Source organism: Shewanella sp. Iso12, assembly GCF_012030025.1.
GTDB classification, from domain to species: Bacteria; Pseudomonadota; Gammaproteobacteria; order Enterobacterales; family Shewanellaceae; genus Shewanella; species Shewanella algae.
Map to the genome: position 1 here is coordinate 315,694 of NZ_JAAUHW010000003.1, position 20,781 is coordinate 336,474.

Genomic DNA, 20,781 nt, shown 5'->3' on the forward strand with positions numbered 1-20,781 from the left:
GTGCAGCAGATCCAAGTTTACATTCGCAGATGGAGAAATTCGTGCACTGGCTCACAGCTGAAAAAAAGCCCCGCGGTGCGGGGCTATCTCTATGGCTTGGCGGTCAGTTCCCCGACTCTATTGCTGCGATAAAGCGGTTGGACTCATCGATGGATTTATTCATCTCTTTGATAAGGCCGGAGATATCGCTCTGTAGACTGGCAAACTCCCCCTTGATGGCCCCTATGGTCTGGGCGTTGAGGTTGTGCTTGAGGTAGAGCATGTTGTCTTTCATTGAGGTCAGGATAGGAGGCATCTTGCTCTCGGCACGGCGCATGCTGCGGATCAGCTGCTCGTAGGAGCGGCGGGTTTCTTTCAGCTTGGCCTGGCTCTTACTGCGCAGGCTGGCCTTGCTGATCTCACCGATTTCCCCTTGCCACTCATCGAACAGGGCTTCGGCCACATCTTCCACCTTGTTGATACGGTTGCTGACATCATCGGCGGCTTCCTGGGCCGACTCATATTCGTCTTTGGCCTTGTTGTAAGCCTTTTCCAGATCGCCGCCGTCATGGTTCAGCAGCGCCTGCATCTCTTCCAGTGCCGAACTGAACTGCTCCTGAGCTTCCTGTTGCGATTCTTTGGCGTCTTTGACCCGGTCGACCATGATGTCACGTTTGTGATAGCCAACTTTTTCCATGGCACCGTAATAGGCACTCTGGCAACCACCCAGCAGCAATCCCAGGCTGACCAGGGTGGTGGTGAGGATCTTGTTCATAAGCTTTCTCTTTTCTCTGTTTATGCTTTGTATTTGGCGGCATCTATGATGCACCAGAGATGGGCGATGGCACCTATGATAGCAGGAACGATCAACCACCAGAGGGCGTAACCTGTGACTGTCACCAGAAAGAAGATCAGTGCGGCCAGGATCCGCCCCTGAACCAACTGTCCCAAACCCGGGAAAAATACGCTTGCCAGCGCGGCAATCACATTGCCCGCCGATCCTTGTTGTGACATTAACTCTCTCCTTTAAATTGTGGAAGAAGCATTGAACGACGGGCCTCGGCGCATACCTATGCATAGCGCTGGCGTCATTCCCGGCTTCCTTTGCCCTGCTGCAGTGGCAGCATCACACTTTGTAATCCGGGCATTATTGTACGAAGATAGCGACACTAGACCCAGAGGATCAAGAGAAAACCGTGAGCAACAAGATAGATACCCGCAATTTCAGCTTGTTTATGAAAGGCTGCTGGCACTTCCTGCTGCACCTGAAACAGAGATTGCAGGACGATCAAATCAATATCCGAGCCGGTCATCTGGCCTATGTGACCCTGTTGTCGCTGGTGCCCATGGTGGCCGTTACCATGTCTATGCTGTCGGCTTTCCCTGTCTTCAAGGGGGTGCGGCAACTGATAGAAAACTTTATTTATCAAAACTTTCTGCCGGCCGCAGGCGATACGGTTCAGGTCTATATCAACGAGTTTGTCGGCAACGCCTCCAAGGGCACGGCCGTCGGTATCGGCGCCCTGGTGGTGGTGGCCATTTTGCTGATCTCCGCCATAGACAAGGCGCTGAACTATATCTGGCGCACCAAAGAAAAACGCCAGACTGTCGTGTCTTTTTCCATGTACTGGATGATCCTGACGCTGGGCCCAGTGCTGATGGGGGCCAGCCTGGCGGCCACTTCCTACTTGGTATCGCTGAAAATATTCAACGAAGCCGATACTTATGGTGTAGGTACCTTCTTTGTCGCGCGTCTGCCGTTTCTGTTTTCTGTTGCGGCCTTCCTGCTGCTTTACACTGTGGTGCCCAATCAAAAGGTGAAGCTGCTGCATGCCCTGCTCGGGGCCATAGTGGCTGCCTTGCTGTTTGAGGCGGGCAAGAAAGGCTTTGCCCTGTATGTGACTCACTTCCCCAGCTACGAGGCGATTTACGGCGCCCTGGCGACGATTCCGATACTGTTTGTCTGGGTCTACCTGTCCTGGATGATTGTCCTGATGGGAGCCGAGATCACCGCATCTTTGCCGGAATTCCTCGATGGTGAAGAACCATTGGAGTCGCTGGATGATGAATCCGAATCGGCATAATCCGTTTGCCCGCGACTGGCTGGAGGTGGGGGGCGGCCACCGCCTGTATCTGGCGCAATTCGGCAACCCGGAAGGCATCCCGCTGCTGTATCTGCACGGCGGGCCCGGCGCCGGTTGCAACCTTGAAGAGTTGGCGCTGTTTGATCTGCGCCGCTTTCGCTTATTGTTTCTGGATCAAAGGGGCGCCGGCTTATCGCGCTCCGAGAAAGGCCTGGCGCAGAATCACTTCCAGGGCCTTCTCGATGATCTCGAGTCGGTCAGGAAGGCGCTGCGGTTGCCGCGCTGGTGTCTGGCAGGGGGCTCATTCGGGGCAACCTTGGGGCTGGTGTACGGCGGTTTATTCCCTGAGCGGGTCATAGCCCAGACATATTGGGGCAGCTTTATCCCCTCTGCCGAGGGCCGCGATTGGCTCTATGGTGCTGCTGGCGCCGCCAGCCGTTTCCCGGTGGACTATCATGGCTTTTCCCGCTGGCTATCCAGGAGTGAGCGCAGCACTGCGGCGCTGCTGGAAAGCTATGCCAAGGGATTTACTTGCCTCAATGCCCAGGATTATATCCGCAGTTGGCTGCGCTGGGAGCAGCATCTGTCTTTACCCGGGGTACTGTTGCCGCCGCCAAGGGCGCATCGGGACAGCAATATGGCCAGAATCGAACTTCACTATGCCCGCCATCACTATTTCGAAGCCATGAGTTTGCTTGATGCAGGGCTCAATAACTGGCCGAAACATACCCGCTTGCTGCAGGGGGAAAACGACTGGGTCTGTCCAACTCACTTGCTGCAGGCTCAGCTTGCCCGCCAGACCCGCCCGGCCGAGTTGCAGCTGGTGGCCGGAGGTCATCACTCGCTGGTGGATGATAAAATGCGTCACGCCGTGGTTGCAGCCCTGTGTGCTATGGGCGACACTGCGGCCTCTTGTGAAACAGAATTAAGGAGTCAGGATTGATCGCCCTGATACAGAGAGTCAGCCGTGCCAAGGTAACGGTTGCCGATGAAGTGACCGGCGCTATAGATAAAGGTTTGTTGGTGTTGTTGGGCGTTGAACGCCAGGATGATATGGCTGCGATGGAAAAGCTGGCCACCAAGGTGATGAATTACCGGGTGTTCAGCGATGACAACGGCAAGATGAACCTCAATCTGACTCAGGTCGGCGGGCAGTTGTTGGTGGTGTCGCAATTTACCCTGGCGGCCGATACCAGCCGCGGTCTGCGTCCCAGTTTCTCGGGTGGTGCCAGTCCGGCTCAGGCCGAAGAGCTCTATGAAGCCTTTGTGGCATTTTGTCGCAGCAAGGGGGTGACCACAGAAACCGGCCGCTTCGCTGCCGATATGCAGGTGGAACTGCTGAACGACGGGCCAGTGACCTTTAATCTGAGTGTTTGATATGTCTGAGCCATCACTGCTTAAGCAATTGGAAAACACCTGGCATGGCACCATCCCCGTCAGTGCCTTTATGGGGATCCGGCCACTGGCTTTTGATGGCACAGAATTTCGTGTCGGTGCACCGCTGGCGCCCAACATCAATCTGCATCAGACCATGTTTGCCGGCAGTATCTATACCCTGTGCACTCTGTGTGGCTGGGGCATGCTCTGGCTGCAACAGCAGCGGGCCGGAGTGAGTGGTGATATAGTGCTGGCCCAGGCCGAGATCCGTTATCGGGCGCCGGTGACTGCCAATCCCGGTGAGTTGATCGAAGCCAGAGTCAGCTGGCCGGGCGTGTCACTGACGCCTTTGAGTGAAGGGCGCAGGGTCAAAGTCAGGCAGGAGGTGGAACTCTGGAGTCACGGCCTTTGCTGTGCTTCTTTCTTGGGGGTTTACGTCAGCCAGCCCAAGCAAGAGGCGACCCTGTCCTAGCTGGGATTACCTAGGCTTACAGGTTCGGTTTTAACCTTGTAAGCCCTGGATAACAACCTTTCCTTTCTAAAAAATCGAATTTAATATCAAATTTTCTCCGCTTTTTTTCTATTTTATCCATCAGTAAACTGCTCAGCATAGATTGGAGCAAAAGCTCTGACTCAAACAAATTCCTGAATCGAAGCGGAGCAATATCATGAGCAAAGTATTAGTTTTGAAATCCAGCATCCTGGGTGGTTACTCTCAGTCCGGTCTCTTGGTCGACCACCTGATCAAGCATTGGCAGGAGCAGGGTTCCAGCATCACAGTCAGGGATCTGGCGGCCGAGCCGCTGCCGGTACTGGACGGTGAAATTGCCAGCGGCCTGCGCGGCGGCGAACAGCTGAGCGAGCGCCAGCAACAGGCGTTGGCCTTGTCTGATGAGCTGATCCAGGAACTGAAAGATCACGACACAGTAGTAATAGCTGCGCCCATGTATAACTTCGGTATTCCGACTCAGTTGAAAAACTGGATTGACCTGATTGCCCGCGCCGGTGTGAGTTTCAGTTACACAGAAAATGGCCCTGTGGGTCTTATCACTGGTAAGCGCGCGGTAGTGATCACTACCCGAGGTGGGGTACATAAAGACTCGACCACAGACCATGTGGTGCCTTATCTGAAAACCGTGCTGGGCTTTATTGGAATTACCGAAGTGGAAACCGTCTACGGTGAAGCGCTGAACATGGGCCCGGATGCCAACGCCAAGGGTATTTCAGCAGCCAAATCTTCGCTGGCGGCTATCTCTGCCTGAGGCAAACATCTCTTCCACCATCAATCTGAACGCCAGTTGCTTGACTGATTTGGTTCTACTGCCCCGGAGGTGACTCCCCGGGGCTTTTTTGTGACTGCTTGTCCGGCTCAAGCGTCTTGCTGCAAAGGGGACAAGCGGCATTGACCCCTTCGGCGGGCCAGTGCTCGCGATAACGCACTCGCGCAGAGGCTTGGCCGCGATGTTGGCTTATCTGAAATCGTCCGGGCTTGCTTGTCATTATGGTTACTCAGGTTGGCAACAGACCAGCTCCTTGAAGGCGCCGCCGTTGAGCACGCAATCAAAGCCGTTGGCCCGCAGAATTTCGCAGCCTTTCTGGGCGCGCATGCCGGCACCACAATAGAGCACAAAGGGTTCCTGCTTATTCGGTTGCTGCTTGAGCCAGGTATCCAGGGTATCTAGTGGCACATTCACCGCCTGCGGCAGGTGTCCTTCGGCATATTCGGCGGCCGAGCGGACATCCAGTACCCGAACTCCCTTGGCGATCATCTCATGGCACTGCTCTGGGTTTAGGCGGCCGTCTTGTGGCGTGACGTTGGTTTGCATTTTCAGTCTCTCTATCAATTAGAAAATTTTCAATAAGGTTAATCTTATGGATTTGGAAATGCAATGGCCTGGATACTGGTCGTTCTCTCGCCATGGCTGTTTTTTGTTCTATCCTTTGGAAAAAGGAAATGATTTGAAAATAGTGTATGGACAAGAATATGCCAACAGCTCTCTGGCTGCAGGGTCACAACGCTTCTGAGCGTTTGGAACGCATTCACGATCATCTGTTACTCAGCTACCCTTGGGTGGATCGTATCGCCTGCGCCCTGTATCACGATTCGACCGGTCTGCTAAAAACCTTTATCAACAGCACTCACAGGGGACAGGCCATAGTGGGTTATGAATATCCCATGTCCGACAGCCAGGTGCTCTGCCAATTGGCAGGCACAGGGCAGTATCGGGTGATAGACGATATCAAGGCCAATATCTTGCCGGAAAACAGCCATTCGCGTTGGTTGCTGGAGCAGGATTACAACTCCTCCTTTACCGTGCCCCTCTATGATGAACAGAGGTTTCTGGGGTTTCTGTTCTTCGATTCATACCGCGTGGCGGCCTTCGATGCCAAGGCGCAGTGCGATATGGTGCTCTATGCCAACTTGATCAACATGTCTCTGTGCGCCGAACTCAGTGCAGTGCGCACTATTCTCGCCTCGGCTCAGGTGGCACGGGACTTTGCCGACCTGCGTGACTTTGAAACCGGCGCGCACCTGGATCGCATGGCGGCCTATTCGGGCTTGATCGCCGGCATAGTCGCCCCCAAATACAGCCTGAGTGATGAGCAGATAGAACATATCACCCAGTTTGCACCTTTGCATGACATAGGCAAGATAGGTATTCCGGACAAGGTGTTGTTGAAAGAGGGGCCCTTAAGCATAGACGAGCGTACTCTGATGGAGACCCATGTGGATAAGGGCGAGTGCCTGATCCGCAAGGTACTGGGGGATTTTGGTCTGGCGCATCTGCCGGATTCGACCATCATGCTCAACATAGTGGCCTGTCATCATGAGTATCTGGATGGTAGCGGCTATCCCCGAGGTTTGAAGGGGGAAGAGGTGCCGATTGAAGCCAGAATAGTGACTGTGGCGGATATCTTCGATGCCCTCAGCAGCGAGCGGCCCTATAAGCAGGCCTGGCCACTGGACGCCTGTTTCCGTGAGTTGAGAAGCATGGTGGCCGCCGGCAAACTGGACGGCCATTGCGTCGAAGCCTTGGCGGCTTCGACTACACAGATCCTGGATATCATGGGGCGCTGCCGCGATGACAAGGCTGCCTGAAAAGAGGCCTGCAGTGCCGATGCATTCCGTTAAAGCTTCTAGGGCTTCCTCTGGTTTTCTAAGGCTTCCAGGGCTAAGCTCAGTCCTGCCAGCGGCGGAAGATCAACGAAGTATTGATGCCACCAAAGGCAAAGTTATTGCTCATCACCAAGTCGGTATCCAGTGCCCGGCCTTCGGCGCGAATATAATCCAGCTCGGCGCAATCCTCGGCGACATTCTCCAGGTTGATTGTGGGTGCAAACCAGCCGTCACGCATCATCATAATGCTCCACCAGGCCTCCAGCGCGCCGCAAGCGCCCAGGGTATGGCCGGTATAGCTCTTCAGCGATGAAATCGGTATCTGCTCGCCAAATACAGCGGCGGTAGCCCGGCTCTCGGCGGCATCACCGCGGTCGGTGGCCGTACCGTGGGCGTTGACATAGCCTATCTGCTGCGGCGCTATCTTGGCATCTTTGAGTGCCAGCCGAATCGCCTTTTCCATGGTGTCGGCGTTCGGTTGCGTCACATGCAGGCCGTCTGAGTTGGTACCAAAACCCAGCACTTCGGCGTAGATGCGCGCGCCTCTGGCCTTGGCATACTCCAGCTCTTCGAGCACCAGAGTGCAGGCGCCTTCGCCTATCACCAGGCCGTCTCGGTCGCGATCGAAAGGCCTGGGGGTCAATTCAGGAGTGTCGTTGCGGGTACTGGTGGCAAACAGGGTGTCGAACACGACCGCTTCTGTGGGGCAGAGTTCTTCGCCGCCCCCGGCCAGCATCAAATCCTGCTGGCCATACTTGATGGCTTCATAGGCATAGCCTATGCCCTGGCTGCCGGACGTACAGGCGCTGCTGGTGGTTAATACCCGCCCCTTGAGGCCGAAAAATACCCCGACATTGACCGCCGTGGTATGGGCCATCATGCGGATATAGCTGGTGGCGGTAACGCCGCTCATATCGCCGTGTTTGAGCATGTCGCCAAAGGCGGTGATGGGATCTGTACTGCCGGTGGAGGAGCCGTAGGCTATGCCCATGGCGCCTGAGGCTATCAGAGGGTCATGCAACAGGCCGGCATCCTCCAGCGCCATTTCACTGGCGCGGGTGGCCATCAGAGACACCCGGCCCATGGAGCGGATCTTCTTGCGCGAATAGTGCGCCGGAGTGCTGAAGTCGCTGACCGGCGCCGCCAGACGGGTGTGCAGGCCATCAAACCTGTCCCATTCATCCATGCGAACCACGGCATTTTGGCCTGCCTGCAGCCTGGCCTTGATGCTGTCCCAATCCTGGCCCAGGGCGGAAATGCCGCCCATGCCGGTAATCACCACCCTGCGGCTCATAGCATGCCTCCGTTGACCGAGATCACCTGGCGGGTGATATAACCGGCTTCGTCAGACATCAGGAAGTTGGCCAGTGCCGCTATCTCTTCAGGCTGGCCCATGCGCCGCAACGGCACCAGTTGCTGTACCAGTTCGGGGCTGAAGGCATCGACCATTTCGGTTTCGATAATCCCGGGAGCGATGCAGTTGACCGTGATCTTGCGTTTGGCCAGCTCCAGTGCCAGTGCTTTGGTGGCGCCTATGATACCGGCCTTGGAGGCGCTGTAGTTCACCTGGCCACGGTTACCGGCCAAACCGGAAACCGAAGACAGCGTAATGATGCGGCCGCCCTTGCGCCGTTGGATCATCGGCATCAGCGCCGGATGGATCACATTGTAGAAACCATCGAGATTGGTATGGATGACACCGTCCCACTCGGCCTCTGTCATCGCCGGGAAAGCCGTATCGCGGGCGATACCGGCATTGAGAACCAGGCCGTGATAGGCACCGTTGGCTTCTATGTCGGCCTCAATGACTTGGCGGCAGGTCTGGCGCTCGGCAACATCGAACTGCAGCAGGCTGACCTTGACGCCCAAGGCTTGGATTTCGGCGGCGCTGGCCTCGGCGGCGGCTCGATTGGCATGAAAGTGCAGGGCGATATCAAAGCCGGACTGCGCCAGGCGCAGGGCTATAGCCTTGCCTATGCCGCGGCTGGAACCTGTGACCAAAACTCTCTGTGTCATGCGGAATCTCCCTGCATCGCCTCCAGACTACCGGCAATATAGGCCTGGGTGTCCTGGGGCTGAAAAACGTTTACATTGGCGCTGGCGATCTCTGTGTCGCCATCAAAGATGCGGCAGTCGAACACTGCCAGTCCCGTATTTTCCTGATAGAGGCGTTGCACCTGGGTCAGGTACTCGCGTCCGGGCAGGAATCCCGGGGTATGCATGCTGAGCTTACGGCTGCCCAGCAAAAAACCGACCCGGATAATATCACCGCGGGCCTCGGCTTCCACTCCGGCCAGTGCTGCTATGCTCTGGGCCATATATTCTATGCCGACATAATTGGGCACCAGAGCACGGGCGTCATCGAAATAGGGGCTCTGCTCACTAATCTTTACCTTGGTCAGCAGTCTGTCTTGGCTGTGCTCGACCACGGCGTCTATCAGTATCATGGGCGCCCTGTGGGGCAGAAAATCGGCGATATCACGCTCGGCTAAAGGCTGGGTCATTCCGGGGCTCCACGGCTGAAGATCAGGCTGGCATTGCTGCCGCCAAAGGCGAAGGAGTTACTCATCAGGTGATTCAGTGAGTGGCGGCTGCCCTGTTTGACCAGTGGCAGTGCGGGATCCTTGCCATCCTGCTCACCATCCCACAGATGCGGCGGCAGTTGTCCATCAGGGTTGAGGGGCGACAACAGCAGCCAGCAGAATACCGCTTCCAATGCCCCGGCGGCGCCCAGTGCGTGGCCGGTCAAGGGCTTGGTGGAACTGCAAGGCGGCAGTGCTTCGGCAAATACCGAGTGCATGGCGCGGCTTTCCATGGCGTCATTCTTGGGGGTGGCAGTGCCGTGCAGATTGACATAGTCGATGTCATCAGGCGTCAGCTCCGCCTGCTTGAGTGCCATCTCCATGGCGGCAATTGCGCCGCTGCCCTCGGGATGGGGCGCCGAGATATGGTGGGCATCGGCCGACTCGCCGACACCGGACAGCAGCACCTGGCCGCTTCCTCTCTCCAGGGTAAACAGCGCCGCGCCTTCACCTATGTTGATGCCGTCGCGGTTGGCGCTAAAAGGATTGCAGTGCCCCTTGGAGACAGACTCAAGCGCATCGAAGCCGTTGAGGGTCAATTGGCACAGGCTGTCGACCCCGCCGACTATCACCATGTCGCACAGTCCGGCGTCCAACAGCCGTTTACCGGCGGCAAACACCTTGGCGCTGGAGGAGCAGGCCGTCGACAGTGTGTAACAGGGACCGCTCAGCTTGAACCAGGCTTGCAGGAAGCGACTGGTACCCCCCAGCTCCTGCTGAAAATAGTGGTAATCCGAAGGGAAATGGCCGTGGCGATTGCGGTACTCCAGTGCCTCTTCGCCCTTGGAGATCCCTGAGGTGCTGGTGCCTATGACAACCGCGATGCGCTCCTTGCCATATTTGGCCTTGGCGGCTTCCACCGCCGGGGTAATTTGCAGCGCGGCACACAGCAACAGGGCGTTGTTACGACAGTCATAGTCGGCAAACTCGGCGGGAATGGCCGGTAATTCGCTGTTCACTACCCCGACTATGGCCGGCCGTTCAAACAACAGGTTGTCGCGGCTGACCATGCCGCGGCTGTCACCGGCGAGCAAGGCGTTAAGCACCTCGTCGGCCCGGTTGCCGAGAGGGGTACAAAAACCCGCATGATTTATGGCTGTAGTTGTCATATCTCTGTTTTGGGATCCGGCCCTGTATCCATTACAGGGGCTTAATGTTCAGTTTTAAATCGGCCTGCGGCATGTTCATGGCCACTTCCGCATGCCAGATGTCGGGGCTGGAGTAACTTATCCGTATCAGCTCGCGATTGTCATTGCTCAGCAATACCCGGCACAGGACGGCGGCGCAATCTTCCAGTTTCACCCTGGCACCATCCAGATAAGCGTTCAGCTTTTCCTCCGGCCAATAGATGAGCTGCAGCAAGGCCAGCAGATATTCTGCTTTAAACTCATTGCCGAGCAGCACACTCTGCTCGCTGGTCAGTGTATGTCCATCGTAGATCAAGGTAAACAGTGCTTGGCCCAGAGGTGCCAGCCCCACCACAGTCATTTGCTGCGGCTGCAGTTCCAGTTGGCTGATAAGCTCATGGCTCTGCTCCCCTCGTTGCAGCCGCACCTGCTGGCTGAGACTGAGCGTTTGCTCCAAAGTTTGAGTTTGAACCGAGCCATTGCCCTGGGGCTCATCTGGCTGCTTTGCGTCTTTGGCAGCCTTGGTATCAGAGGTTTGTCCCTTGGGCGCGGCCTGGTTCAGCGGCAGCGGCGCCAGACAATAACTAACATCCTTTGCCAGGGCAACGCAGGTTTGGCGATACAATAGCTGGCTGCAGCCACTCAGGCCAACCAGCACAGTGGCAAGCAGTAGCAAGCGGGTGACAGCGGCTGTCATAAGGCTTCCTCGACGGCGTCGCGGCAGAGGTTCACCACCAGATCCAATCTGCGCCGGGATTCACTGACAAAGGGGTTGTTGCTGTCCCAGGCGTAGCCCGCCAGGATAGAGCAAATCATCTGTTTTATTTTGGGGTTGGCGTCTTCAAAGAAGATCACCTCCTGGAATCTGCCGTCATACCAGGCTTCCACATAGGTGCGGAAGGTGTTGACCCCCAGCATCAAGGGCTCGGCATAATCCTGCTGCCAGTCTACCGCTTCCCCCTTGAGTTGGCGTACCAGACAGTCGCAGGCCAGACTGGCCGAGTGCATGGCTATGGTCACCCCGGAGGAGAATACCGGGTCGAGAAACTCACCGGCATTGCCCAGCAGGGCAAACTTGTCGCTGGCCAGGGTGCTGACATTGGCCGAATAGCCCTTCAAGGTGGCGCAGTCGCGGATCACTCTGGCGTCCTTAAGCAGCGCCTCCAGCCCTGGCTCTTCATTGACTATGGTGCGCAGTTGCTGCTCCAGGCTGCCTTCGAGTCTTGCCAGCAGATGCGGTTCGGCCACCACCCCCAGCGAACAGGTGCCGTTACTGAAGGGGATCAACCAATACCAGATATCCTTGTTGCGCGGATGCACGCTGATAAGGATCTTGTTACGGTCAAACTCCGGGTCGCTGATATTGTCCTCAATATGGGTAAAGATCGCCGAGCGGGCCGGCAGGCTGGAGGGGCATTCCAGCTGCAGCAATCTTGGCAACACCCGGCCAAAGCCACTGGCATCCAGCAGATATTTGGCCTGCACTGAATAGACTCGTCCATTTTCGTCTGCCACTGTCAGCCGTGGCTCTGCGCTGAGATCCACCGCGGTGACCGTCTGGCCATAACGTATCTCTACCCCTTGGGTACTGGCGGTGTCGGCCAGCAGTTTGTCGAACTGGCCTCGGGGAACCTGAAAGGTGGTGCTGGGGCCAGGGGTAAACTTGTCACTGAAATCAAAGGTGGTGTAGCGGCCGTTGCGCCGAAAGGCTGCGCCGTTTTTAAACTGAAACCCTGCCTCGGCCACGGCTTCTGTCATCCCAGCCTGCTCCAGCACTGTCATGCAGCAGGGCAGCAGGCTCTCTCCGATGGAAAAGCGTGGAAATTGGGCCCGCTCCAGCACCAGAGCATCTACTCCTTGTTGTTTCAGCAGGCTGGCCGCGACCGAGCCGGATGGCCCGGCACCGATAATTACCACATCGACTTGTTCCACGGCATTGGCAGTGTTCACTTTGCATTCCTTGTAAGAGTTGAGGTTAGGGGAGCGAGTAACAGGGTAAAACCTATGCCCAGCGCCAGGGTCATGCCAAAGGCGGCAATGGCATAGGTGTCACTCAAAGCCAGCAGGCCAAAGGCCAGCAGGGTTGAGGCGGCAGACATCAGCACCGCCAACATCACGCCTCTGGGATGCTGTTTAGCTTCGGCAAAAAACAGGCTGTAGTCCACGCCTATGCCGAACACCAACACCAGTGCCAGGGCATGAAACAGGGTCAAGCCGCTGCCGAGCCAGCCAAGGGCGCCCAGAGTCAGAATCGCCGCCAGAGTCGGCACCAGCGCCACCCAAAGGCCGCGGCGCAAACCAAAGCGCCAGCTGAAAATCACCGCCGCTAGTGTCAGTGCCAGTGCCAGCATCAGCAGGGTCAATTGACGGTATTTGGCCATCAGCGCCGAGATATCGGCGACCTTGTCGACCAACTGCACACCCGGGTTGCTGCTTGCCAGCTGCTTGAGGGCGTCGAGATCGTGGATGCCACCGAGCAGCACTATGGCGGCGTGAGCCGATATTCCGTCAGTGGGGGTGAGGTAGAGGTCACTCAGCCCTGAGGATTTAGCCCCTTCACTGGCGAGCCAGTCTGTGGCCGAGAGCGGCTGGAATTCGGCCCATTGCCTCGAGAGCGGCCCTGCCAACTCGGCATTAAGCCCCAGAGTGTCCAAAACCTTGTCTGTTTGGCGATAGATAAGCCCCTGCAACTGATGATCTTGCTGCTGGCGTTTGATGCTCGGCAAATAGCGGGCGATATTCACGCTGTTGCCGAGTTTGCCTTCAGCAATCAAACGCTTGAGCCCGGGCGCCAGCTGTTCGAGATGCTGCAGCATCTCCTCGGCGCTGTCACCCCGGACCAGCAGGAACTGATTGTCCGTGCCGCCACTCAGCAGTTGCCTGAGAGCATTTTCCGGCTCGCTGACCGCTGGTGGGCTGCTCTGCAGCGCCCGGATATCATCGTTGGCCTTGAGGTTAATGCCGCCAAACAGCAGCAGTAACCCCAGTGGCACTAGGATTAACAGACTGCTGCGCCGACCGAGAGCTTGCCAGAGATTCAGCAATCGTCCAGCCAGCGCCAGACGGTTGTCTCCGGCAAGCAAGGGGCTGGCGGCTATGGCCGGGTATGCCAGCAGCAGTGTCAGCCAGGTGAAAATCAGCCCGCTGGCACAGAACACGGCCACTTGTTGCATGCCGGGAAAAGGCGCCAGGCCTATGCCCAGGTAAGCGCCGACACTGGTGAGCAAGGCCAGGGTCACGGCCGGAAATATCAGGCCAATCACCTGCCTGGGAGAAGCCTTGGGATGTTGCAAGCGCTCGCAGTAGAAGTGAAAGCTGTAGTCGATGGCGATACCGATAAGGCTGGTGCCGAACACCAGAGTCAGCAGATGCAGTTCGCCAAACAGTGTCAGGGCAGTGACCGTCGCCGCCAGAAATCCACTGCCCAGGGTGAGCAGTGCCACCGTCAGCGGCATCAAGGAGCGAAACGCCAGCAGCACCAGCAGGATCACTCCAAGCAGGGAGACTAATCCGATACGGTTGATCTCGCTCTTGGCCGATTCTGTGGCGGCCGCGGCATGAAACAGGGCGCCGGCCTTGAGCACTCGAATATCTTGCGGCAGAGGCGCCAAGACCTGCTCCAGCGCCTTGAGCTGGATTGCCTGTTGCTGCGGGTTAAAGGCGCTGCCTATGCCCTCGGCCATCACTATGGCTGCATACTGGCCTTGCGGCGTTGGCGCCAACAGTATGCCATCTGCCTGGGTGAGACTGCGGCCCTCGGCCAGCGACTTGAGCCAGTCGGGGAACAGCAACAGCGGATCTTCGGCAATCAGGTCGCTGCCGGCGGCGCCAAAGGCACTGTAGAGCTGTTGCTGCGCGTTTTGAATCAGAGTGGTTAATTCACCGCTAGCGAGTTGCTGCCTCTGGCTGTCACTGAGCAGCCCCATGCGATAGGGGAAATAGAAACGCCCTAGGGCGCTGAAGCTGTCGGCCTCGGCGCTGCGCACTCTCTTAAAGGCGCCTTGCTCCTTTTCCAGCGCACTCAGTAGCTGTTTGCCGGCGTCGATCGCCTGAGGTTTATCCTTGGCAATCAGGCCGATATACACTTGATTGCCGAGCTTCTGCTCCATGCGTTTCAGCGCCGCTTCGGCGAGTGGATCTTCCTGCACCTTGGGCAGCATGGCGAGAATGTCGCTCTGAATACGGCCGCCCTGTTGCCACTGCCAGACGCCAAGCAGGATGAGCAGCGTCAGCAGCCCCAGCCATAACAGCAGGCCAACCGGCGCAGAGAGCCTGGGACGAGAGCGCTCAGGGCGAGGCGACATCAGGGGGCCACCTCGGGAAAGAAGCGAGCGCGCTCGCTGTCATTGAGTGGGGATTTATCCAGTTCAGAGAAGAATATCTGGCTGATATCGCCGTTCTTGGCCAGCAGGGTCAGAGATTCGAGATCCTGACTGCCTTCGAGCACCATTTGCGGCAGCAGAGCTGCCATTGTCTGCTCCTTGGCCTTGAGTCCCAGTTGCCAATGACCCGCTTGGTCATTGAGCAGATAGAGTTCAAACCCTTGGCTCAATGCCTGAATATCACCGGAGAGCAGGGATTGCATCATGCGCGGCAGCATTTCAGCCACGGCCGCCGGGCCGGCATCGGCCTTGGTGACACTGAGCTTGCCCTGGCTGTCCTGCTGGATAAGCTCGCCCTGTTTCAGCAGCAAGAGGTTGCCAAAGGGAGTCTGCTGTTGCCAGAGCATGCCCAGCTCTCGCTGAAACAGAAATTCGCCGCTGCTGCGAAGTGGCTGTTTCAGCGCCCTGAGCCAGCGCACCTGCTCAAACTGGCCTCGGCTGCTGTCGCTGAGGGCCATCTTAGTGCTTAACTGTTGCAGAGCCTGCTCTGTGGCCGGGTTGGCAAAGAGTTTGTCGAATGCCTGCGCCTCCGGCCTGATTTTTCCCTTGGCTTCGGCGGCCAACACTGTCACCGGCTCAATCTGAGTGTTATCCGCTGGCGCCACTTCCCCTAAAGCCATGTTGCTGCAAGCGGCACTAAACCAAAACAGTCCCAGCAGCCCAAGCAGTAAGGTGGGCTGCCGTGTGAGCCGAAAGCCGAAGGCTGAGGGTTTCATGACTTGGCCTCGGCGGCCGCGATGAAGGGCGCCAGGCGCTCACGGAACACCGGCGGGGTCACCAAGCACAGTTCCTGAGTCTGCATATCCACTGCGGCCTGTATGGTGTAGCCCTTGGTGAGGCGCTCACCGCTGGTGGCGTCGCAAATCTGGTAGTTGATCTTCAGCCGATTTTCCCACTCAACCAAGGCGGCACTCACCCGGATCTTCTGCTCGAAACGGCTGGGTTTGACGTATTTCAGCTGCAGATCCACTATCGGCCAGGCGTAACCTGACTCCTGCATTCGGCTGTAGCCGTAGTCGAACCTGTCCAGCAGCTTGCAGCGGGCTATCTCAAAATAACGCAGATAGTTGCCGTGCCAGGTAATGCCCATGGAGTCGACATCGTGGAAGGGGATCTCCAGCTCTATTTCAGTGCTGAGGATGGCTTTCATCGGCACACCTCCCACTCTCCGGCTTGGATCTTGGCCAGGGTTTGCCGCAACAAGGCTTCCAGCGGCCTGTCTTCAATCAAGAGTTCAAAGTCGGCTTCCAGCTGCGCCAGGGTGGTGGCCACTGACTCGGCCAGCGACTCCCGTTCCAGTTCACCGGCGAGCAGGCGCAGGCGGATCCCCTGACTCATGGCCAGCAGTGCTGCGGCGGCCACCTGCTCGGTCAGTTCCTGCACCCGCAGGGCGTCACGGGCGGCAATGGTGCCCATGCTGACCTTGTCCTGGTTGTGGCACTCGGTAGAGCGCGAGAACACGCTGGCGGGCATAGTGTGTTTCAGTGCCTCGGCGGTCCAGGCCGAGCAACCTATCTGTACTGCCTTGAAACCGTGGTTGATGGGGCTGCGCTCGCCCTGGCTGGCCGACAGGTTGGCCGGCAGGCCGTTGTTGAATTTGGGATCCATCACCAGAGCCATCTGCCTGTCCAGCAGATCCGCCAAATTGGCCACCGCATTCTTGAGGCTGTCCATGGCAAAAGCGATATGGCCGCCATAGAAGTGGCCACCGTGGAGAATATGTTCCCCCTCGCCGTCCACTATCGGGTTGTCGTTGGCGCTGTTGAGTTCGGTCTCGATAAATTGGCGCATAAAGGGCAGGGCATCGGCCAAGACCCCGATAATGTGCGGCGCGCAGCGAATCGAATATCTGTCCTGCAGTCTGTCAGAGTTGCGTGGGTGCTCGTGGTGGTTGAGGTCTTCACGGATCCAGGCCGCGACCTGGTTCTGCCCCGGGTGCGGCTTGGCGGCAAACAGTATCTCGTCGAAATGGTTGGAGTTGCCCTTGAGTGTCAGTGAGGCCATGGCGGTAATGCGGGCGCACAGGCGGCTCAGGTACTCGGCCCTGTCATAGGCCAGACAAGCCAGCGCCGTCATCACGGCGGTGCCGTTCATCAGTGCCAGGCCCTCTTTGGGCCTGAGCTTGAGGGCGCTGATCCCAAGTTCGGCGTAGACCTCGCTGGTGGCGCGGCGCTGTCCTTGATAGAAGACCTCCCGCTCGCCAACCAGTACGGCGGCCAGATAAGACAGTGGCGTGAGATCGCCGCTGGCACCCACAGAGCCTTCCTCCGGGATCACCGGCACTATGTTGAGATTCAGCAGCAGGGCTATACGCTCCAGCAGCTCATAGCTGACACCGGACTTACCCACGGCCAGTGAGTTGAGGCGACAGGCCATCACGGCTCTGGCCTGGGGGATCTCCAGCACCTTGCCCATACCGCAACCATGAAAGCGCGACAGATGCAGCGGCAATTCGTGTACCAGATCCGGGCCGACATTGACGGTACAGGAATCGCCGTAGCCTGTGGTGACCCCATAGACCACGCCTTCTTCATGAAGCAGGCTGTCGATAAAGCGAGCGCCGCGCTGGATATAGTCACGGTACTCTGCACTGGCGTTGAGGGTCACCGGCGCCCCTTTGGCGATGGCGACCACCTGTTCCAGTGTCAGTGATGTTTGGCCGAAGCCGACCGTCTTGGTGGCCTTAACTGTTGCGCTCATGAGTTGTCCTTGGGGCGGTCAGCAACTTGGTCCTGCCGCCAAAAATCGAAAAAGTTAAACCACTGCAGTGGTGCCTTGCGGGCAAAATGTTCCAGCCGCCGGGCATAGAGGCCTGCTGCCTGTTGCAGCCGCTGCTGCCGCTCGGCTCTCGGGCCTTTGAGACTCTGCTCGAAGGGCTCGAGCCAGACCTTGTAGCCCTGCTGTTCCCGCAGGCAGAACATGGTGTAGATGGGGCAGTCCAGCAGACCGGCCAGAATAAAGGGGCCCTGGGGGAAGGGCGCCATTTCGCCGAGGAACGGCACTTTCACAGTGCGACCCGGGCTGTGGCTAGAGGTGCGGTCGGCGGCAATCACCACCAATTCACCGGCCTCGACCTTGCTTTGCAGCAACATGGAGGTGGCCGGGTTGAGTTCGGTAACCTGGAGTAAGTTGAGTTCACTGTCCGGGTTCAGCTGCTTGAGCACCCGGTTGAAGTTTTCGGCATTGCGGGTCATCACCATCACATTGACCTTCACCTTGCGCTGGTGAATGGAGATGGCGCGGCACAGCTCAATATTGCCAAGGTGGGACACCAGCAACACGGCTCCCTGCCCGCTTTGTAACTGCTCGGCCAACTGCTGACGGTCGCTGAACTCCACCTGCTGCAAGCGAATGCGATCGCACCAGGCATCGATGCGATCCAGCGCGGCATTGCCGAAGGCGAAGAAGTGGCGCAGGCTGTCGCGCCAAGTCACCGGCTGACCGAGACTCGGGTGCTGTGGCTCCAGTGTCTGCACCCGCTTTAGAAACGCTTGTGACGCCTCGCGGGCCTGTCGCCCCGTGATAAAGAAATAACAGATCACCGGGTACATGATCGCCCGTGCCAGCCAGTGGCCGCCGAAACGATAGCTTTCGGCCAGCAGCTTGATACCCCAGTAGCTGCCCCGTTCCTTGACGTTGGACCAATGAGCGCCTTGGGGGTTGTCTTGTGCCGCTTGGGTTGGCCCCAGTTTCTGCCCCTTGAGCTTGCGCCACAGCATGGAGAAAAACAGCCTGCTGTGCAGCTTGCTGATCCTTACATTGTCGGCCAGCCCCTGAAAATGGCTGCTGCCGTCTTCCGGGTAGATCACCTTGGTGGGAATATGTTCTATGGCAACACCGCGCCAGTAGAGACGCACCATGACTTCGATATCAAAGTCCATCCGCTCGCCGAGGGCTTCGCTGCGAAGCAGGGCCTCGGTGGCCGCCAGTGGATAGATTCGAAAGCCGCACATGGAATCGCGGATATCCAGGCTCAGGGTCTCGACCCAGACCCAAAAATGGGTCAGGTAACGGCCGTAGAGCCGACCCTTGGGCACGGAATCATCATATTGCGGCAGGCCGGAGATCAGCGCCTTGGGGTTGAGCTGCGCCCTGGCTATCAGCGCCGGAATATCTTCCAGATTATGTTGGCCGTCGGCGTCCACCTGTAGGCCATGGGAAAAACCCGCGGCCCAGGCGGCGCGCAGGCCTGTCATCACGGCGGCGCCCTTGCCGCGGTTGTATGGGTGATGCAGCAGGCTGACCCAGTCGCTGTGTTGTTCGGCCAACTGTTGCAACAGATAGCGGGTCTCATCGTCGCTGCCGTCGTTGATCAAAAAGCAGGGCAGCCCCAGTGGTTTGAGGGCTTCCAGCGTCGCAGCGATATGGCCCCTATGGTTGTAATTGGGGATGATCAGCGCCAGCTTCATTGCTTGGCCTCTGTCTTGAAGGCGATACGACCCGAGCCGAACTTCTGTTCGCCGTCGCTGTAGCTGAAGCTCAGTTTACCCTTGGCGGGGTTATTGCTGATGCTGAGGGTGACTTGCATATTCGGCAACAGCAGTTGCTGAAACTTGAGCACCTCGAGCACCGCGACTTCGGCATCATAGCCGAATGCCTGGCTGCCGAGACGCACGGCCCAGTCCAGTTGAGTCACGCCGGGCAATACCGGCTGGCCGGGAAAGTGGCCGGCAAACATAGGCAGCTCGGCCGGAATGCTCAGGCGCCAACTGGCTTCATTGTCCTGATGCCGCTGTTGAAGAATGGGCGGAAGAACAGACTTAATCATGATCAAACAGCTCGAGAATATCGTTTTTGAGCAACTTGCCCTGGGCGTTGAGCGGCAGCTGCTGTGGATAGCGCCAGCGCCTTGGCAGAGTCACACGTTCAAATTGGCTCAGCAGATGGGCCTTAAGGGCGTTGTTGATGCTGAGTTTGCCCTCGGCTTCGAGCTGTGCCTTGCCGGCGGTGGAAAGCTCTACCGCCGCGCCCAGTTGTACTCTGGGGTTTTCCAGCAGCACCAGATGCGATTGGGTCACCCAGGGATGGGCGTTGAGCAAGGTTTCCATCTGCACCAGAGACAGGCGCTTTTCCTCTATCTTGACGATGCGGTCCAAGCGGCCTTCGAGGCAGAACTGGCCTTCGCCCAGCAGCCGAACCTTGTCTTCACAGCGGTATTGGCCATTGTCTTCAAGATAGGGCGAGCGCAGCAGCAAAGCGCCGTCGCTGTCATTGCTCAGCTCCATGGGGGCAAAGGCCTGCCAGGGTGTGTCGCTGCTCTGTTGGCGCCGATAACCTATGCCGCCGGTTTCCGTGCTGCCGTAGACCTCGATTGGCAGGCTACCGTAGCAGCGCTTGACCCCTTGGGCGGCTTCCAGGCTCAGGGGCCCGCCGGAGCTGAAGATCAGGCTGGGAGTGTGCAGCTGGCGTTCATGCTCCAGCGCATCCGGCAGCCTCGACAGCTGCGCCGGGCTGCTGATCAGGCACAGGTTGGGAAATAGGGCGGTGTAATAACTCAGGGTTTCCGGGTATTCCACCAGATCGCTGAGGAAGGGGCGACTGGCCGCCAGTGGCCAGAGAATCTTAAACAGCAAGCCATAGATATGCTGGTGGCTGACGGTGGCAATCACGCTGCAGTGTGGCAGGTGAGCGGCGAAGGTCTGCTCCAACACACTGACTTCGGCATCCAGTTGCTGCAGACGCTTGCGAACCGCCTTGGGTTGGCCGCTGGAGCCAGAGGTGAACAGCAGCAGTTCGCCGAACCCATCCCCCTCGGCCATCTGCGGCCAGGGCGAGTGGGGCAGTGATAGCTCTTTTTTCAGCTCGAGCCAGATCTTGCCCTCACACAGGGGGCGGTCTGACACTATGGCATCAAACTCCTGGGTCAATTCGCTGAGAGTACCAGGCTGAGTGTTGGCCGGCAGTATGATCTGCTTGCCCGACAACAGGGCGGCGCAGAGGCCAACGGCGAACAGATCGCTGCTGTCACAGGCCAATAGCCAACGTTTTTCCGGCCGGGCTTGCAGGCGCTGATGCAGATGATAGACCTGGGTGGCGAACAGTGAACCCGTGACTATGTCATGGTGGTTAAAACTGATCAGTTGTTGCCCTGCGGGGCCTTGGGTAAGCCAGGTTTTCAATAACTCTGTCATA

The 20,781-nt window shown here is 57.9% G+C and carries 23 protein-coding genes; 6 read left to right on the plus strand and 17 right to left on the minus strand.

Going from position 1 to position 20,781, the window contains the following annotated elements:
* Positions 1 to 103: 103 nt before the first annotated feature.
* Complete coding sequence (locus HCX89_RS08115) at positions 104 to 754, minus strand: DUF2959 domain-containing protein (RefSeq protein WP_025010147.1); 651 nt, start codon at positions 752 to 754, stop codon at positions 104 to 106.
* Positions 755 to 774: 20 nt separating this feature from the next.
* Positions 775 to 993: a hypothetical protein gene (locus HCX89_RS08120; RefSeq protein WP_025010146.1), complete on the minus strand. Its 219-nt coding sequence runs from the start codon at positions 991 to 993 to the stop codon at positions 775 to 777.
* Between the two features lie 182 nt (positions 994 to 1,175).
* Here HCX89_RS08120 and HCX89_RS08125 point away from each other — a divergent pair, with 182 nt between their 5' ends.
* The 5 genes from HCX89_RS08125 (at position 1,176) to HCX89_RS08145 (ending at position 4,702) form a co-directional block, all read left to right on the plus strand.
* The gene (locus HCX89_RS08125) at positions 1,176 to 2,063 is read left to right on the plus strand and encodes a virulence factor BrkB family protein (RefSeq protein WP_025888483.1); all 888 of its coding nucleotides are present in this window, start codon (positions 1,176 to 1,178) and stop codon (positions 2,061 to 2,063) included.
* The gene (locus tag HCX89_RS08130) at positions 2,041 to 3,006 is read left to right on the plus strand and encodes an alpha/beta fold hydrolase (RefSeq protein WP_243757290.1); all 966 of its coding nucleotides are present in this window, start codon (positions 2,041 to 2,043) and stop codon (positions 3,004 to 3,006) included. Before HCX89_RS08125 ends, HCX89_RS08130 begins: the two co-directional genes overlap by 23 nt.
* Positions 3,003 to 3,440, plus strand: coding sequence for a D-aminoacyl-tRNA deacylase (dtd, locus tag HCX89_RS08135; protein ID WP_028780049.1), 438 nt, complete (start codon positions 3,003 to 3,005; stop codon positions 3,438 to 3,440). The genes HCX89_RS08130 and dtd overlap by 4 nt, the downstream gene beginning before the upstream one ends.
* Position 3,441: 1 nt before the next feature.
* Positions 3,442 to 3,912 carry a thioesterase domain-containing protein gene (locus HCX89_RS08140; protein WP_025010144.1) on the plus strand — a complete coding sequence of 157 codons (471 nt, stop codon included), beginning with the start codon at positions 3,442 to 3,444 and terminating at the stop codon, positions 3,910 to 3,912.
* 196 nt (positions 3,913 to 4,108) lie between these two features.
* Positions 4,109 to 4,702, plus strand: a complete 594-nt coding sequence (locus HCX89_RS08145) for an FMN-dependent NADH-azoreductase (protein WP_167715639.1) — start codon at positions 4,109 to 4,111, stop codon at positions 4,700 to 4,702.
* 55 nt (positions 4,703 to 4,757) lie between these two features.
* On the opposite strand, the gene HCX89_RS08150 is transcribed toward HCX89_RS08145, so the two are convergent.
* Together HCX89_RS08150 and HCX89_RS08155 are read right to left on the minus strand one after the other, a co-directional pair.
* Entirely contained in the window at positions 4,758 to 4,940 is a 183-nt protein-coding gene (locus HCX89_RS08150) for a hypothetical protein (RefSeq protein WP_129979166.1), read from the minus strand.
* Between the two features lie 5 nt (positions 4,941 to 4,945).
* Positions 4,946 to 5,266 (minus strand): rhodanese-like domain-containing protein, encoded by a 321-nt coding sequence (locus HCX89_RS08155; RefSeq protein ID WP_054744157.1) that lies wholly within the window; start codon positions 5,264 to 5,266, stop codon positions 4,946 to 4,948.
* A gap of 158 nt (positions 5,267 to 5,424) precedes the next feature.
* Between HCX89_RS08155 and HCX89_RS08160 the strand changes: the two genes are divergently transcribed.
* Positions 5,425 to 6,540 (plus strand): HD domain-containing phosphohydrolase, encoded by a 1,116-nt coding sequence (locus HCX89_RS08160; protein ID WP_243880821.1) that lies wholly within the window; start codon positions 5,425 to 5,427, stop codon positions 6,538 to 6,540.
* Between the two features lie 79 nt (positions 6,541 to 6,619).
* Here HCX89_RS08160 and HCX89_RS08165 read toward each other — a convergent pair whose 3' ends face one another.
* The 13 genes from HCX89_RS08165 to HCX89_RS08225 are packed head-to-tail and all read right to left on the minus strand — an operon-like array spanning position 6,620 to position 20,780.
* Positions 6,620 to 7,852 carry a beta-ketoacyl-ACP synthase gene (locus HCX89_RS08165; RefSeq protein WP_167715642.1) on the minus strand — a complete coding sequence of 411 codons (1,233 nt, stop codon included), beginning with the start codon at positions 7,850 to 7,852 and terminating at the stop codon, positions 6,620 to 6,622.
* The gene (locus HCX89_RS08170) at positions 7,849 to 8,574 is read right to left on the minus strand and encodes a 3-ketoacyl-ACP reductase FabG2 (RefSeq protein WP_044735417.1); all 726 of its coding nucleotides are present in this window, start codon (positions 8,572 to 8,574) and stop codon (positions 7,849 to 7,851) included. Before HCX89_RS08170 ends, HCX89_RS08165 begins: the two co-directional genes overlap by 4 nt.
* Positions 8,571 to 9,062: a hotdog family protein gene (locus HCX89_RS08175; RefSeq protein WP_045283272.1), complete on the minus strand. Its 492-nt coding sequence runs from the start codon at positions 9,060 to 9,062 to the stop codon at positions 8,571 to 8,573. Before HCX89_RS08175 ends, HCX89_RS08170 begins: the two co-directional genes overlap by 4 nt.
* Positions 9,059 to 10,249 (minus strand): beta-ketoacyl-[acyl-carrier-protein] synthase family protein, encoded by a 1,191-nt coding sequence (locus tag HCX89_RS08180; RefSeq protein WP_096142505.1) that lies wholly within the window; start codon positions 10,247 to 10,249, stop codon positions 9,059 to 9,061. The genes HCX89_RS08175 and HCX89_RS08180 overlap by 4 nt, the downstream gene beginning before the upstream one ends.
* 31 nt (positions 10,250 to 10,280) lie before the next feature.
* Positions 10,281 to 10,964 carry a DUF3261 domain-containing protein gene (locus HCX89_RS08185; protein ID WP_167715644.1) on the minus strand — a complete coding sequence of 228 codons (684 nt, stop codon included), beginning with the start codon at positions 10,962 to 10,964 and terminating at the stop codon, positions 10,281 to 10,283.
* On the minus strand, positions 10,961 to 12,217 hold the full coding sequence (locus HCX89_RS08190; protein ID WP_044735413.1) for an NAD(P)/FAD-dependent oxidoreductase: 1,257 nt from the start codon (positions 12,215 to 12,217) through the stop codon (positions 10,961 to 10,963). The genes HCX89_RS08185 and HCX89_RS08190 overlap by 4 nt, the downstream gene beginning before the upstream one ends.
* Positions 12,214 to 14,571, minus strand: coding sequence for an MMPL family transporter (locus HCX89_RS08195; RefSeq protein WP_167715646.1), 2,358 nt, complete (start codon positions 14,569 to 14,571; stop codon positions 12,214 to 12,216). Before HCX89_RS08195 ends, HCX89_RS08190 begins: the two co-directional genes overlap by 4 nt.
* Positions 14,571 to 15,365 carry an outer membrane lipoprotein carrier protein LolA gene (locus HCX89_RS08200; protein ID WP_167715648.1) on the minus strand — a complete coding sequence of 265 codons (795 nt, stop codon included), beginning with the start codon at positions 15,363 to 15,365 and terminating at the stop codon, positions 14,571 to 14,573. Before HCX89_RS08200 ends, HCX89_RS08195 begins: the two co-directional genes overlap by 1 nt.
* Entirely contained in the window at positions 15,362 to 15,799 is a 438-nt protein-coding gene (locus HCX89_RS08205) for a thioesterase family protein (RefSeq protein WP_071238935.1), read from the minus strand. Before HCX89_RS08205 ends, HCX89_RS08200 begins: the two co-directional genes overlap by 4 nt.
* On the minus strand, positions 15,796 to 17,349 hold the full coding sequence (hutH, locus tag HCX89_RS08210) for a histidine ammonia-lyase (RefSeq protein ID WP_107111764.1): 1,554 nt from the start codon (positions 17,347 to 17,349) through the stop codon (positions 15,796 to 15,798). The genes HCX89_RS08205 and hutH overlap by 4 nt, the downstream gene beginning before the upstream one ends.
* On the minus strand, positions 17,346 to 19,058 hold the full coding sequence (locus tag HCX89_RS08215; RefSeq protein WP_054744175.1) for a glycosyltransferase: 1,713 nt from the start codon (positions 19,056 to 19,058) through the stop codon (positions 17,346 to 17,348). Before HCX89_RS08215 ends, hutH begins: the two co-directional genes overlap by 4 nt.
* Positions 19,055 to 19,417 (minus strand): thioester dehydrase, encoded by a 363-nt coding sequence (locus HCX89_RS08220; protein ID WP_025010134.1) that lies wholly within the window; start codon positions 19,415 to 19,417, stop codon positions 19,055 to 19,057. Before HCX89_RS08220 ends, HCX89_RS08215 begins: the two co-directional genes overlap by 4 nt.
* Positions 19,410 to 20,780, minus strand: a complete 1,371-nt coding sequence (locus HCX89_RS08225) for an AMP-binding protein (RefSeq protein WP_025010133.1) — start codon at positions 20,778 to 20,780, stop codon at positions 19,410 to 19,412. Before HCX89_RS08225 ends, HCX89_RS08220 begins: the two co-directional genes overlap by 8 nt.
* Between the last annotated feature and the right edge of the window lies 1 nt (position 20,781).

Bases quoted from the DNA above. Each gene is read 5' to 3' on its own strand.
- HCX89_RS08115 (WP_025010147.1), bottom strand. From the start codon at position 754: ATGAACAAGATCCTCACCACCACCCTGGTCAGCCTGGGATTGCTGCTG.
- HCX89_RS08120 (WP_025010146.1), bottom strand. From the start codon at position 993: ATGTCACAACAAGGATCGGCGGGCAATGTGATTGCCGCGCTGGCAAGC.
- HCX89_RS08130 (WP_243757290.1), top strand. From the start codon at position 2,041: ATGATGAATCCGAATCGGCATAATCCGTTTGCCCGCGACTGGCTGGAG.
- HCX89_RS08140 (WP_025010144.1), top strand. From the start codon at position 3,442: ATGTCTGAGCCATCACTGCTTAAGCAATTGGAAAACACCTGGCATGGC.
- HCX89_RS08145 (WP_167715639.1), top strand. From the start codon at position 4,109: ATGAGCAAAGTATTAGTTTTGAAATCCAGCATCCTGGGTGGTTACTCT.
- HCX89_RS08150 (WP_129979166.1), bottom strand. From the start codon at position 4,940: ATGACAAGCAAGCCCGGACGATTTCAGATAAGCCAACATCGCGGCCAA.
- HCX89_RS08155 (WP_054744157.1), bottom strand. From the start codon at position 5,266: ATGCAAACCAACGTCACGCCACAAGACGGCCGCCTAAACCCAGAGCAG.
- HCX89_RS08160 (WP_243880821.1), top strand. From the start codon at position 5,425: ATGCCAACAGCTCTCTGGCTGCAGGGTCACAACGCTTCTGAGCGTTTG.
- HCX89_RS08165 (WP_167715642.1), bottom strand. From the start codon at position 7,852: ATGAGCCGCAGGGTGGTGATTACCGGCATGGGCGGCATTTCCGCCCTG.
- HCX89_RS08170 (WP_044735417.1), bottom strand. From the start codon at position 8,574: ATGACACAGAGAGTTTTGGTCACAGGTTCCAGCCGCGGCATAGGCAAG.
- HCX89_RS08175 (WP_045283272.1), bottom strand. From the start codon at position 9,062: ATGACCCAGCCTTTAGCCGAGCGTGATATCGCCGATTTTCTGCCCCAC.
- HCX89_RS08180 (WP_096142505.1), bottom strand. From the start codon at position 10,249: ATGACAACTACAGCCATAAATCATGCGGGTTTTTGTACCCCTCTCGGC.
- HCX89_RS08185 (WP_167715644.1), bottom strand. From the start codon at position 10,964: ATGACAGCCGCTGTCACCCGCTTGCTACTGCTTGCCACTGTGCTGGTT.
- HCX89_RS08195 (WP_167715646.1), bottom strand. From the start codon at position 14,571: ATGTCGCCTCGCCCTGAGCGCTCTCGTCCCAGGCTCTCTGCGCCGGTT.
- HCX89_RS08200 (WP_167715648.1), bottom strand. From the start codon at position 15,365: ATGAAACCCTCAGCCTTCGGCTTTCGGCTCACACGGCAGCCCACCTTA.
- HCX89_RS08205 (WP_071238935.1), bottom strand. From the start codon at position 15,799: ATGAAAGCCATCCTCAGCACTGAAATAGAGCTGGAGATCCCCTTCCAC.
- hutH (WP_107111764.1), bottom strand. From the start codon at position 17,349: ATGAGCGCAACAGTTAAGGCCACCAAGACGGTCGGCTTCGGCCAAACA.
- HCX89_RS08215 (WP_054744175.1), bottom strand. From the start codon at position 19,058: ATGAAGCTGGCGCTGATCATCCCCAATTACAACCATAGGGGCCATATC.
- HCX89_RS08220 (WP_025010134.1), bottom strand. From the start codon at position 19,417: ATGATTAAGTCTGTTCTTCCGCCCATTCTTCAACAGCGGCATCAGGAC.
- HCX89_RS08225 (WP_025010133.1), bottom strand. From the start codon at position 20,780: ATGACAGAGTTATTGAAAACCTGGCTTACCCAAGGCCCCGCAGGGCAA.